The sequence below is a fragment of the Paenibacillus sp. A3 genome, assembly GCF_001399685.1.
GTDB lineage: Bacteria > Bacillota > Bacilli > Paenibacillales > NBRC-103111 > Paenibacillus_G.
Genome location: NZ_JTHN01000009.1, coordinates 1 through 13745, shown reverse-complemented (window position 1 = coordinate 13745; position 13745 = coordinate 1). Strand labels below are relative to the sequence as shown.

12 protein-coding genes are annotated in these 13745 nt (G+C 45.5%); all 12 read left to right on the top strand.

The window, feature by feature from the left end:
• Position 1: 1 nt before the first annotated feature.
• Positions 2-529, top strand: coding sequence for a hypothetical protein (locus tag QJ48_RS01050; RefSeq protein WP_054971818.1), 528 nt, complete (start codon positions 2-4; stop codon positions 527-529).
• Between the two features lie 2 nt (positions 530-531).
• Positions 532-906 carry a DUF4280 domain-containing protein gene (locus QJ48_RS01045; protein ID WP_054971817.1) on the top strand — a complete coding sequence of 125 codons (375 nt, stop codon included), beginning with the start codon at positions 532-534 and terminating at the stop codon, positions 904-906.
• Positions 907-944: 38 nt separating this feature from the next.
• Positions 945-3710, top strand: a complete 2766-nt coding sequence (locus QJ48_RS01040; RefSeq protein ID WP_237762770.1) for a phage baseplate assembly protein V — start codon at positions 945-947, stop codon at positions 3708-3710.
• A gap of 28 nt (positions 3711-3738) precedes the next feature.
• Entirely contained in the window at positions 3739-4590 is an 852-nt protein-coding gene (locus QJ48_RS01035; RefSeq protein ID WP_054971815.1) for a hypothetical protein, read from the top strand.
• A gap of 185 nt (positions 4591-4775) precedes the next feature.
• Complete coding sequence (locus QJ48_RS01030) at positions 4776-5198, top strand: hypothetical protein (protein WP_054971814.1); 423 nt, start codon at positions 4776-4778, stop codon at positions 5196-5198.
• A gap of 215 nt (positions 5199-5413) precedes the next feature.
• Positions 5414-5863, top strand: coding sequence for a hypothetical protein (locus QJ48_RS01025; RefSeq protein WP_054971813.1), 450 nt, complete (start codon positions 5414-5416; stop codon positions 5861-5863).
• A complete protein-coding gene (locus QJ48_RS01020; RefSeq protein WP_054971812.1) occupies positions 5856-7328 on the top strand; it encodes a discoidin domain-containing protein in 1473 nt (490 codons plus the stop codon). The genes QJ48_RS01025 and QJ48_RS01020 overlap by 8 nt, the downstream gene beginning before the upstream one ends.
• A gap of 53 nt (positions 7329-7381) precedes the next feature.
• On the top strand, positions 7382-8677 hold the full coding sequence (locus QJ48_RS01015; protein WP_054971811.1) for an N-acetylmuramidase domain-containing protein: 1296 nt from the start codon (positions 7382-7384) through the stop codon (positions 8675-8677).
• A 123-nt stretch (positions 8678-8800) separates the two neighbouring features.
• Positions 8801-9346: a hypothetical protein gene (locus QJ48_RS01010; protein WP_054971810.1), complete on the top strand. Its 546-nt coding sequence runs from the start codon at positions 8801-8803 to the stop codon at positions 9344-9346.
• 70 nt (positions 9347-9416) lie between these two features.
• On the top strand, positions 9417-10811 hold the full coding sequence (locus QJ48_RS01005) for a hypothetical protein (protein ID WP_054971809.1): 1395 nt from the start codon (positions 9417-9419) through the stop codon (positions 10809-10811).
• 40 nt (positions 10812-10851) lie between these two features.
• Positions 10852-13053, top strand: a complete 2202-nt coding sequence (locus tag QJ48_RS01000) for an NlpC/P60 family protein (protein ID WP_054971808.1) — start codon at positions 10852-10854, stop codon at positions 13051-13053.
• A gap of 32 nt (positions 13054-13085) precedes the next feature.
• On the top strand, positions 13086-13745 hold a 660-nt coding region (locus tag QJ48_RS00995; RefSeq protein ID WP_054971807.1), incomplete at its 3' end, for a hypothetical protein.

Here is a 13745-nt window from a genome sequence, read left to right as displayed (position 1 = left end):
CATGGAATATTATATCGTATCTCAAGACGAACGAATCGTAGATTACGAAGAGCCGGCCGGAATAGCCAAAAGTGTGGACCAACGTATGCTGCGGAACGAAGAGAGCCGCGCGCAGCTGGAGCATACGATTTTGCAGTTTTATACCCAAGGGAAAGGCGAATATATCGATTTCATCGAAAGGCCGATTCCGCTTCTATCCGACTCCTTGAAGACGATTTTTGATCGGTATCAGCCTCATATTTATTATAAGCTTGTCGTTCTTGCGGATATCAAGCAAATGAAGCAGACGCTCTATTGGATAGCGGTGCCGGATACGCTTGCGTGTCTGTCGGAGGAAAGCGAATGGCATAAGAATGGTTCACTCAAAACGCCTGTTCTTAATCCGAGGAAAGTCGGGCATTACAAAATATTCAAAATCTCCGATAGCATGGCAGATTTCATCGTAGTCGATGTGGATGTGGCGGAAAGCATCCTCAGGTACAATCCGAAAGGAATACGGTTGAAAACAATCGACGTGAGGAGGTTTTAAATATGAGTTCAAGTTATGTGGTGGAAGGCGCTTCCCTTAAATGCAGCTATGGCAGCACGAATGCGTATTTTAAAACGCCAGCGGGACGAAAAATAGCGATCAGCGATAAGCTGCAGGGAAATGTGCAGGATTTCAAGCCTGAGATCAACATCCCTGCTTTTGGCTTGTGCAGCAGTCTGTCCAATCCCGAAGTCGCTTCCGCGACAGCCGCCAATCAAGGACAGCTCAAAAAAACGCCGTGCAAACCGGTCATTACGATGCCTTGGCTGGATGGAAAAACGGATGTGCTGGTAGATCATTCCCCTGCGCTTTTGAACTGTTCTACCAATCTCTGCATGTGGTGCGGAAAAATTACAATTGTGAACGATGGACAATAGGCTTTTGAGGAGAATCGAAAGGGGGCATTCGCTTGGTTATGCAGATGAGCGCCGTGACGTACGACGATTTGAAAATAACGGCGCCTTACGATATTGTTGCGCTGCTGGATTTTAAGCTCGTCAAGAAGGTCGGCGGCCACGGAGAAGTGTATCTCAAAGCTGTCGTATCGGACGACCATCAAAAGAAATATCCGGATCTGGCTCAGTACAGAGAGCATATCGAAGTGTTTCAGATGGACGGAGAGAAAGAAGTCCGCTGTCTGTTCAAAGGAACGGTAACCGAGCTTGAAATCCGGTTCAGCAGCGGTAATTATCATATGATTGTGAAAGGGTTGTCCCACTCCTATCAAATGGACAAAGCTATCCGGAGCCGCTCTTTCCAAAACCAGGATATGACTTACACGGAAATGATTCGCGAAGTGATCGGGGAGTATGCGCAATCAGATTTTATCGACTTGGCCGCGGGCAGCCGGACCTTGGACGAATTTACGCTGCAGTATCGTGAAACGGATTGGCAGTTTTTGGGGAGAATGGCTTCCCGGTTTTACACGGGTTTGGTGGCGGACGTCACCTCGGACAAACCCAGGTTCTGGTTCGGCATTTTGCGCGGGGAACTCAAAGGCACTTTAAAGGGAAGCAATTATTTAACGGGAAGACATGCCGCGGAATCGGGCAAAGCGATGGCGAACGCCTACTGGGGAGATGCGAACGAACGGGAATTCCTGTATTACGAAGTGGAATCGGATCAATATTTCGAAATCGGGGACGTTGTTCTGTTCCGAAATAAGGCTTTGGTAATCGAGCGGGCTACTGCGATCATCAAGCGTCAAGTGTTGAAGTACGATTATGTATTAGTCCCGGAATCCGGCATGAAGCGAAGCCGTGCTTTCAACCCGCATTTATCCGGAACCTCTCTGGAGGGCAAAGTGATCGAGGTGAAGGACGAAACCGTCCGGGTACATCTAAATATCGATCCAAAACAGAACAAAGCTACCGCCTGCTGGTTTCCTTATCCTACGTACTATACCAGCGACAACGGGGTCGGCTGGCACTGCATGCCTGAGCTTGGCGATACGGTTCACCTCTATTTTCCATCCCGTGAAGAAAAAGACGCGGTCGTCAGTCATTCTCTGAGAAAACATCTCCGCGGCGGCGACAAGATCAGCGATCCTCATACGAAGCGGCTGCGTACCAGAGGAAGCAAGGAGGCGCGTTTTGCCGCGAAAGAAACGGCGATGACCTCGAAGGGGGACAATTTTTTCGTCAAGCTGAACGAAGAGACGGGCGTCGAATTGTACAGCAAAGGCAGCATGGTCTTCGCAGCGGGCGAAGATCTGGTCATGCACGGCAAGCAGCTTGAAATTGCGGCAGCGAGAGAAATCAGCGTATCGTCCAAGACAAGCCATATTCGTCTGGACGGGGAAAATCATATCAAAGGCTCGCGTGTCCTGACGACGCCGCTTCCCGACGGAGAGGTTGCGGCTTATGCATCGCTGCAGCAGGAGATGAACGGAGGCAGCAATTACCCGGGCTGGGCGCAGCCGCTGCTGCTGAAGTACAAAGCCGATTACTACCGCGCTAAGGCGGCCGGTGACGAGAAGGGCATGAAGGCAGCGGCCGCGAACGCGAAGAAGATCCGCGACAAGATCGACGAGATCCATGCGATGCCGCCGTGGGCGCAGGAGCAGATGAACGAGAATACCGAGAAGTGGTATGAAGCGCATGCTGCGGGTAATAAAGCGGAGCAGGATTATTACCATGGAGCTGCCAATTCTCTCAGGGACAAGGTGCAGATGATTGCCTTGATCCGAAACAGCTCTGCGGAGTCTTACAAGGATGCGAACCGGCTGGAGGAATTAACGCAGCGATACGCGGACGCCAAAAACAAGCTAACGACGGAGGACCCGGCATCAATCTCCAAATCCGCCGACGAGATCAGGGCCAAATATGGGGTTAGCCATCGCGCGGCGCGGGAGAGCTTGAACCTGCTGGCCAAGAAATTCCCGAACGATTTTAAATATAATCTGGATGTGAAGGATGAATGGGATTCCTCGTTGAACAATGCACTGTATGATTTTTCCGTTAAGTATGGCCTCGCCGGGAAGGTTCATACGAAGGAGCTGCTAGAAGCTTATGCATATCAGGTGGCGCACGGGATTCTGCCCTGGCCGAAGCCGCAGGAGAAGAGCGGGGGCGGAACTGTACCTGCAGCGAAGCCAGGTACGGGGAATACGGCGCAGCCGGCGAATCCGCCGAAAGGGACGGGGAATAACACGGAAACGATTTCCAACAAATATACGGATGAAAAACCGTTAATTTTGGGTAAAAAAGGAAAGGGTTTTTATCATTTATCAAAGACAGAAGCAGCAAAATATCTAATTGATATAAGAAAACAAAATCTTGACGACATTGAATTAATACATTCCATCCTGGATTCATACTATATCCGTCAAGGCACATACGACCGAATGGCTGCTCTTGCCAAGGATTACAAGCTTGCTTTTAAAAAGAAAATGCCTATCACAAGCTTGTTTAGACCCAATGATAACAACTGGCACGGGACGGGCTTCGGGTTTGACATTGATACTCCTAACGCAAACAAGACGACAGGAATGTTTCCAAAAAATTCCAAAGATAAGCTGGAAGTAGAACAAGTAATTCGACTGGTGGTCAAGCATGGATTCGGTGGAATTATATTTAGCGATACCGATATAATTAATAAATTAAATAAAGAATTCCCTGAAAATAACATTTTCAAAATGTTGGACCATTATAATCATATTCATGTCAGCTACCCTCAATAAACCATACTTCATTAAGGAGTAGTTAAAGATGATAAAAGAAATTTGTGCCATGCTGTTAGTCTGCTTGGCAACTTGGCATCAAGCGGCGAAAGCTACGTTTTATGAAGAAATGAAAGAGTCACCCCCGAAGGTGGAGCAGCAGGTACGGACACATGTGCTTTCAAATGACGAGATTGCAAAAAAATTGTTACAAGAATATAAAGAGCTTGTTCATGAATTGGAAACGAACGCGGATAGTAAGGATAATCAGTGGAGATTGATCATGGCGGCAGATAAAGCGAATGGAATATTAAATGTTTACGGCGATTATTTAAAAGATTCGGATGTAGATTGGGTGATCGAAAACCAGAAAAAGCTGGAAGGCAAATTATCTTCGGAATCCCCTGTTTATTTCGGCTATTCATCCAGCGGTATTCATGTTATGGCAATTCGCTCAAGCGAATCGGGAAATCAAAAATATGCCCGTTTAATAAACAGTGTCAGAAACGACAGTAATGAAGCTGCTCTTTTGAGTACATTGTTGGAGGAATACAATACAGCCGGTTTCGATGTTTTTGTAGAAGACCTTACGGGAAGCGGAACGGACCCGACAATGATGATTCAAAGTGTAAAAATGGAAGACGGATCCATAAAAAAAGTAGCTGCCCCTATGACCTCCATCAGCGATGAATTGAAAGCCTTTCTTATGAAAAACAACAGGATGGTTGAAGGTAATATAAAGGATAAAACTTGGAAGATGTTTTTGTTCGATAAACATGATCGTATGGAACAAATTATATTTGCACATGACAATCACTATACATTCCTGGAAAATAATAATCTTGAACTCATTGAGCTAAATGAACGATCCCGCGGGTCAAGTGAGCAATCGGATTATTAGAGTGAAAAATAGAGGTGTTTCGTGTTGCACAAATTAATCTTCCTCATCGTTCTGCTTATTAATGAAACGGTCATTATTGAATATAAATATGTTCCCAAAAAAGGCTGGAGAGTTGCATCAAAACCCGGAACATTAAAGTGATTTGTATATGGGGAAATGTTCCTTGGGGGAGGAAGTCAATAATCTTGTTAAAAAGATACTTAGCTTTTTGTATATGTTTTTTGCTTATGCTAACCGGATGCTCGCAGCCTGAGCGCTTATCAAGTAACGAGAGGCCCCAAGACGAGAGTGTTGCAATTACTCCCGAGGGGATGATAAAGGAGCCGGCTCCAAATACTGCTCCCAAAGAAACGCCAGAACCATTAGACTTGGGTTGGCTACTATTAGCTGAAAACAAGGATACGTTATATGATGGCGGATATCAATTAATGAACCTAAAATATCCGGAAACTTCAAAAGTTACAACCATAGATTTTCAAGCGATCATAAACGACCTAATCCAAAGAAAAATAATCGCAGTAGATTGTGAAAATACTTATTTGGAGCTTTTACAGAGGATGGGCGTAAAGCTTTCTTCATTTCAGATAAATCGTCTACAGAAAAGATAATTGAAGGATACGACTTTATTGATCAAAAAGTTTTTATCAGAGGAACATTTACCAGTGACGACGGGGATTTAGACAATTATATCGCCTTATTCACCCCAGATCACACGCAGTACATTGCTAATTCTCAAGAGGGTCTAACCTTATATGACCTCGGAAATCAGAGGAAGATAAGGTTACTTTTCCCTAATGAAAAGGAGAGCGGGATCGAACGGCGTTTGTATGCTTTTTCCAAAGATAATCAAAAAATTTTGGTCTCGGAAGCTAACGATTACGTCATTTATGATGTGACAAACAGTAAGGAACAATATCGCAGTCCGAGTTTGGCCAAAGCCATAACAAAGCTGGATCAAGGAACAACAGAACTTGCTATGCAGTATGACGAGCAGGGGAATGCGAACTTCTATTTGGTCAAGGGCGATGATGTTCGACTGCTTGATTTTCCGGCGGAAACGAACGATGTCGTTCTGGCACCCGACAAAAAAACAGTCATTTACAAGCTTCGGACCTCAAAAGACTTTAATTTGAGGAATGCAACAACGGGGGAAGATCGGACTCTTCGTAATATACCTTCAAATTATATGATCCGATTCTGGTTCCCTCCGGATGTACTGCCGCAATCTATTACGCAGCATGCAGTAGAGGAGATAAAGCAAAAAGATGGGTAAGCTCCAAAGAACGAGATTTGTTTTTATCGTTGGATTGGTGTTACTGCTGCTTACGGGATGCTCGAATGAACAGAAAACTAGCCAGAAGGAAGGATTAGGGGACAATTCCGCCGGCCGTCTTTCTTCCGAACAGAAAAGGGAAACCGCTCATACCGACAACATTTCATCGGGGCAGAAAAAGGGGGCTGAGGATGCTGATGCTCCGCAAGAAAAGCTATCCGACTGGCTTCTATTTCGAGGGGAAAATGACAATGAAATGATACTTTACCTAAGAAATGCAGCGGACGAAGATAGCTTTGTGAATATTGATCGTTTTAGAAGTTTTTTTGCGATGGACAGCGACGATATGTCCCAGGGTGGTAGATCTGCATTCAGCGGAATTTCTGAAGATGGGAAGAAAGTATTGGTGACCCGTTTTTCGCATCAAAGACCGAGCATTCCTGCGCGGATTTATAACCTAATTACGCGTCAAACCGAGCTAAAATTTGAATTGCCACATAAAGATTATGTGGAGTCTCCCGATTTCACTCAGTACATTTTTGAAGAAAATGAAGAGATTTATTTAGTACGGGCTAAGGAAAATCAAATGACAAAACTTTCATTAGATGGGCGTTCTCATAACGTTATTTATGGCGGGCATTTTTCCCCTGACGGCAGCCAATTGTGCTTTAGCGATGATAAGGCCAATCTTGTCCTGTTTGACATCGCGAAGAACAAGATCATCAAGAAGATAAACGTAGGCTCTAAGGATGTCCGCATCCATCAATGGTTTGCTGAGGACAAGCTGATCTATACGGATGATCATGATACTACCTACTTGTTGACAATCGAAACAGAGGAGCGAAAACCGCTTGGTCGATCCATGTTATCTCCGGTCATTTCCCCGGACGGTCAAATGCTCGTCTATGCTGACCAGGATCGAAACGTTTTTCAACTAAACTTCCAAAACCATCAGAAAACGAAGGTCGATGACACGTTTCAACGGATCGGATTCGAGGTGTATCCAGTACAATGGATTCGCTCGTCAACGCCGTTCATGGACGTGAAGAAGAGCATCCCTGTCAAAAGAGTTACTGCTTCTTCCACGTTGCCGGACGAGAATAAAATATCGTACAACGCAAATCAACTGACGGACGGAAAGACAAAAACGGGATGGTGCGAAGGCGTGAAGGGGGACGGGATAGGAGAAACCGTCACGCTCGAACTCGGAGAGCTTCGAGAAGTATCCGGTATCGATCTCATCAATGGGTTGGCGCAATCGCTGCAAACGTTTAAAGCAAATAATAGAATTAAGAGCTTAAAGGCTGAATTCTCAGACGGAAGCTCCGAGATTCTGAACGCCTCTTTTGTGCAAATGAATTTTAGCAAGAAGGTCACAACATCGTTTATTAAACTCACCATTCTTGAAGTGGAAAAGGGAGACAAGTATTCGGATACGTGCATGTCGGAAGTGAAAGTGTTTTGATTCTCATGAGCTTAACGAGACGAACCAAGAAAAATGACGAGGGGGGATAGCGAATGAAATGGAAAGAACCCACTTTCGGCCCGACGCCATTGTTGAGATCGCTTATGGCTGCCAATGCCCGAAGAAAAGCGCAGTCCTTCGACCTGGAGGCAGAGCAGAAGCAATTGAAGCTGGTCTATCCCGAATGGGCTAAGGAATGGCTTAAGAAGTATAAAGAAGCCTGGTACATTGCGGAAGCGAGCGGCGACAAGGAGGGCATGAGAAAGGCAAAGGAACTGGCTGACGGGCTGAGAGACAAGCTGCGCGAAATGGAGAAGATGCCTTCGTGGGCCCAAGAGCAAATGCAAAAACAGACAGTACGCTGGATGGAGGCTAACGAAGACGGGAACGTGCGTGCGATGAAGGCTGCGGCTGAAGCGGGGAAAGGGATTCGCGAAAAGCTGGAAACGATCGAGAGAATTAGAAAAACGTCGCCGCAAGATGCGGAGCGGTTAAATGATTTAACGGCAAAATGGTATGCCGCGAACGATAAAGGCATGGTGGATGGAAAAGATATGAGTCTTACCCCAGAGCTTGTTGAGGCTGCAAAAAACAATTACAGCAAGGAAGCTCAGACGATTATGGCGAAATATCCTTTGCCCATGCCAAAACCGGTTGTTCCTCCGATTGCGCCGCCAGCGAATGCAGGCGTGAAGCAACCTCCTCAAACCGGAGATCGACAAGCCATCGGATCTATTGCTGAATTCAAAAGAAAGTATGGCGGAATTATTCAAACGAACGCCCAAGAACTCGGGGTCGACGCGAACGTTCTGGCGGCTGTAATCCTCGTAGAATCAAGCGGCTCCGGCTTTGTGGATGGAAAGTTGAAGATACGTTTCGAAAACCATCAATTCGTTGATCGAGCCGGGTATAAGGAGTTGTTCACATGGAGCTCCGAAGCAAGATGGAAAGGGCATAAATTCAGGGAAAGTGTAAAGCATGAATGGAAAACGGTGCATACAGGCTCTCAAATGGGTGAATATGCAGCGTTTGAATTTGCCAAAAAATTAAAAGAATCAGCGGCTTATGAAGCGATCAGCATGGGAATGGGGCAAATTATGGGCTTCAACTATAAGCAGGCAGGTTACCATTCGGCTAGGGAGATGTTTGACGACTTTAACCGAGGTCATGAGCAACAGATCAACGGCATGATCCATTTTATGAGAGGATATAATGGCGGAAAATTGCTGAAAGCTTTAAAAAATAACGATCTAAGAAGTTTTGTTACGCAATACAATGGAAGCGGTCAAGTAGACACTTATACCGAAAAAATGGAAAAAGCAATGGAATCATACCGAAAGGCAGGTTAACCGCTTATGCCAGCCTCAATCTGGAAAACATTGAAGCGATTGAACAAAGTAATCATATTCCTGGTTCTGCTTTCCGCATGCTTTGGTTGTAATGCAAGTTCAAGGAGCGATAACGAGGCCCCAATGCCGCGGCCGGCAGAAACCCGCAGCGAAAATAAGCCTGCCGTTACGGAGCCGGTAAGTAGCCTTGATTCGCCTGAAAGCCCTAAGGAAACGGTTAACAGCCTTGTAGCGAACGGGTTGCAGGTAATTGAAAACCAGTCCTTTGAGGTTGAACTGAATCATTGGGGAAAAGCAAAGTTTATTTCCGGAAAACATCTAAAGGATGGTGTATTCAAGGCTTCTTTCTACTTGGCCAATGAACAAGGAAATATAATATATTCATTCCCTGAATTTAACGGAAATGAATGGCCGTCGTTTGAAGGGATTCGTGCCGTATCTTTCAAAGACTTGAATCAGGACGGTCTCAAGGATGTTATTATCATTGCCGAATATATCACGGGTGCTGGAGAGAAGGGAACCACTCCGTTCCCGGTCGCCAGCATCTATTTTCAAAAAGCAAAAAGCTTTGAAGCGCTGTCCGATCTGGATGAAAAAATCAATTCAGCCGGGAAAAATGAAACAGTCGAAGAGGTATTGAACTTTACTCGCGGCTGGAAATTCGAATAGGAGATTTACAGTTTGCGTCTTGCACTGGCTGTCCCCCCGAGATATTACATAAACTAAAGGAGTGACGAGCATGGAACCCATCATACGGATGAACCAAACGGCAATCGCGCTAACGAATCCTAAAGTTCGAATAACCCAACGGATTAACGACCATGCCAAGGCTTATTTCACCGGAATTGTCAGGGACGATGTAAAAGAACGGTACGTGGAGATGGCGGAATCGTCAACGACGCTGGAAATCTCTTATCGTAAGGAAGACGGGAAGCTCATCGAGCTGTTCAAAGGACGGCTGATGAATATTCGGGTAAGAGCCGCGGCGAACGTGTACTATATCGTCGGCGAAGCCGTATCCCATACGTATGCGATGGACATGAAGATCAATCGCAGAACGTTCCAGAATCAGAAACTGACGTATCACAAGCTGGTTGAAAGCCTCTTGGGGAATTATTCCGGAGCCAACTGGAACAGCAGCCTGGATCAGACGACACTGCAGAAGTTCACGATGCAGTACGACGAGACGGACTGGGAATTTATGAAACGAATGGCGTCCCGTTTTGGCTGGGGACTGATTCCGAGTCCGACGGCGACGAAGCCGCAGTTTTATTTTGGCCTGCCGCACGGTGTGGAAAAGGGCGAACTCACAAACTTTAACTTTTCGGTCACCCGCAAAATCGGTTCTGGAATCGAAAGCGAGAACAGCAACTTACTGTACTATAAAATACATAGCACCGGTAAAAAAGACGTGCTGCTGAACATCGGGGATTCCGTTACTTATAAAAATCGTCCGCTCTACGTTTTCCAGTCGATTGCCGCCATCAGGCACGGGGTGCTCAAGCATGAATATGTGCTGACCACCTCTGACGGACTGAAGCAAAAGCGTCTGCGGAACAGCAAGCTCAAAGGATCATCCGTTCGAGGAAAGGTGATCGGGATCGAGGAAGATCGGATCAAGGTGCATTTTCATGAAATCGATAAGGCGAAGCCTGTTGTCGCAGAAACCTGCTCGTTCCCCCACGCCACGTTTTATACCGCAGAAGGTGATACGGGATGGTATTGTATGCCGGAGCTGGACGACGAAGTGAACATCTATTTCCCCTCGGATAACGAAGAGGAAGCTATCGTTACACATTCAATCCGTATGAAAACAAAAGATGGAGATTTGATCAAGAAGCCGGAGGTCAAAATTTTTATGACCAAGCACCGGAAAGCGATCGCCTTCACAAACAATGAAATTTTAATTACCGGCAAAGATGACGAAGTGCTGATTCGTTTAATCGACGATCATGGCATTGAAATCCGCAGTAAAAAAGACATTCGGGTCAAAGCGGATGGGAATTTATCGCTGCATGCCGGAAATACGGTGCAAATATCGGCGCAGAACACGTTAGGTCTGAAATGTAAAACGAGTCTGGTCGAGCTGGACGGCAATGTGAAGCTTCAGGGAGATAAGGTGAAAACGAACTAGCGGTAGACCATGCGGATCAGAGAAGCGAGGAGGAAGTCAGGTGCCGAAAGCTACGACAGGCGCTCAGGTTCTGGAGCGGGAACCGACCAAGGAAGAAATGATTGCAGAGTGGAAGCGAAGCATGGACGAAGGAGTAGACCCGTTTATCGTCATTCCGAACGGATGGGATACTCCGGAGGACGCGCGGCGGAAGGCCGGGAACGAAATGATCTGGGAAGCGAAAAAAATCCGGGCCCAGGCAGATGCGGAGAAGAATGCTATAGAGAAGCAGCGGCTTAAAGACAAAGCCGACGATCTGGCGGCCTCCGGACGGAAGAGGGGCGGAGTGATCTCCCGCGAGATCGATCAGGAGCTGGCACGAAATATCGTGGCTAACGAGCGGATATTGGATGCCCGGATGGCATGGCTGGATGCGCAAAAGAAAGGGGACGAGGCGGGAAAAAAGCAAGCGGAACAGGATGCCAGGGAAGCCCGTAAAATGGGCGGGACCATCCCGAACTGCGATACGGAAGAGATGAAACGGATGGTCGGCAATCAGATGATTTTGTCGGCAAAAATTTTATGGGCTGAGGCGCATAAAGAGCACGATCCGGCCAATAAAGAGAAAGCCGAGAAGCTGGCGGCCAAAGGCCGCGCCATGGGCGGAACAATTACACTCCAGGACGATCTGGCAGATGCACAGCGAATGGTCGCCAATGAAATGATCTGGGGCGCGAAGCAAATCTGGGCGGACCCGAAGCAAGCGAACGGCGATGCAAACCAAGCCGTCGCCAGTGCCGCATATGCGCGAGAGCATATGAGCGGAACGATTACGATCGATCACAGCATTGAAGAAGCGGAACGAGTTGTTGTGGATAACCGGAGTCATACGCCGAGCAAGTATGGGAACTCGAAAGGCCGTGCGTGGAACGGGGTTTTTAATAAAGCGGAATGGGAAAATCATGCCCAATTTTTTTATGATACGGATCGCAAGGCTGGCGGTGACAAGTGGGCTAACGATAATTTGTTTCTGGCCGAGTTGATTTTGTACGGTTCCCCGAAAGAAGCGGAATGGGCGAAGAATAATATTAACAAGATAACGAAGAGCAGCGGAGGTAAAGGGGGGCAGGGCAACGCTGACTACTGGAGAAACAAAATTGTCGAAGAAGCCAAGTATTGGGTCGGGAAAATACCGTATTGTAGAGACACGAAAATATCCACAATGGTTCTGGATAAGGAGAAGTGGCCGCCTTATATGGATTGTTCTGACTTTACATCTTCTGTTTACAAAACAATATTGGATATCGAAATAGGCCAAACAACCAGGGATCAGAAGGATCGAGGAGTTGAAAAAACATATGCCGAATTGACTCAAGGCGATTTGATTCTTTTTGATTGGGATCATGATGATGTTCCTGATCATGTTGGTATTTACATTAGCGATGGTGACTTTATACATGAGGTTGGGAATAATACCAATTCTGGTAATCTTTCCAATACTAAAGAAAATGTAAAAATAGAGAATCTCAATGACAGTTGGGGTCCCAAATACGGAGCTTTAAAAAATAATATTTACAAAATAATCAGGATAATTCAAGATAATAACAATGTAATAAATATTAGAAAAAATGGGGAAAAGCCACTTCCGGGGTATGAACCTCAACAAGATCAAGCGGTGCAGAAGGTTGAAAGTGAGGGCCGAAATATAACCGATGAGGATTACAATGGTGTTAATGACTCTACTTTAGGGAAAAAAGTAGAAACAACTGCTGAGCTAGCCAATCTTGAAGAAAAAGATATTCTGGCACGAACTATTTTTGGAGAATGCTGCAGCGGAGAAGAGGATTTTGGACAAGAATCTGTGGCGTGGACAATTATTAACAGGAAAATGTCTGGAGCACATGGAAGCACATATAAAGAAGTGGTTTTAGCAAGAGGACAGTATGCAGCTGTGACAGGAGCGGCAAGCGATACAGGATTGGCAAGAGATCCGCTAAAGAGCTCTGGAAATTTGAGCGCTTGGAAAAAAGCGGTATATATTGCCGGGCTAATGTTGGATGGAAAAACAAATGAAATTCCTAATAGAATTGGTTCAGGAATGTATTTTAGAACATCCAGGTGGTTTGAGCCTGCTCTTAACCCGAATTATGTGCGGATAGTGAATGGCAATCAATATCAACTGTATGCGGATAAAAAATGGAACAATATAAAAGATATTCAGACATTTGGCGATAATACCTACTTTAACTATGGTACTAAATAATCAATACCGTGGGAATGGATCTGAGGTGCGGAATGAAAAAAGTAAGTAGCTGTATCGTTGTTATAGCTATCCTCATTTTAATTTTAACTATGTTTGCGGCATGTAATAAGTCGCCTGGCAGCAATAGCTCATCGATAACTCAAAATCATGACAGCGACTTCATTAGTCAGGGTCAAAACAACGAACAGCGTAATTCTGAGGCGCAAGTTAATCAGGAACCTCAAGAAAGCGACCCTTTTCTGGAAAACGTCCGCACGGCTATCAATGATCATCTTTGGTATAACGGGGTTTATTCGCATTTTAGAGCTTTTGAAAACCAGCTTGCCGCTGTATCTGTATATCAAGGCACCGCTGACAGTAAAAATAAGATTGTTTTATTTGAGCAGCCTACTGCGGACAAAAATTTTCTAGCCATGGAATTAAGTTTGACGAAAAAAGGTTATTCCAATGAAATAGTAAATTTTAAGCTGGATTTTGACAAAGAGAAGCTGAAGTCTCTGATTGAAAAGCAAAAATATCAATTTTCCAAATCAGCTCAATTAAAAATTGATAAAGCCTCACAACCCTTATTTCCTGCGATGAACTCTGAAAGAAAAAAGGTTGTCGAGAAAATTGAAAAATCAATCATGAATGAGCTCCAGGACAGCAGTATATTTCCAAATGGCACTTACAAATATTACATACGAAATTAT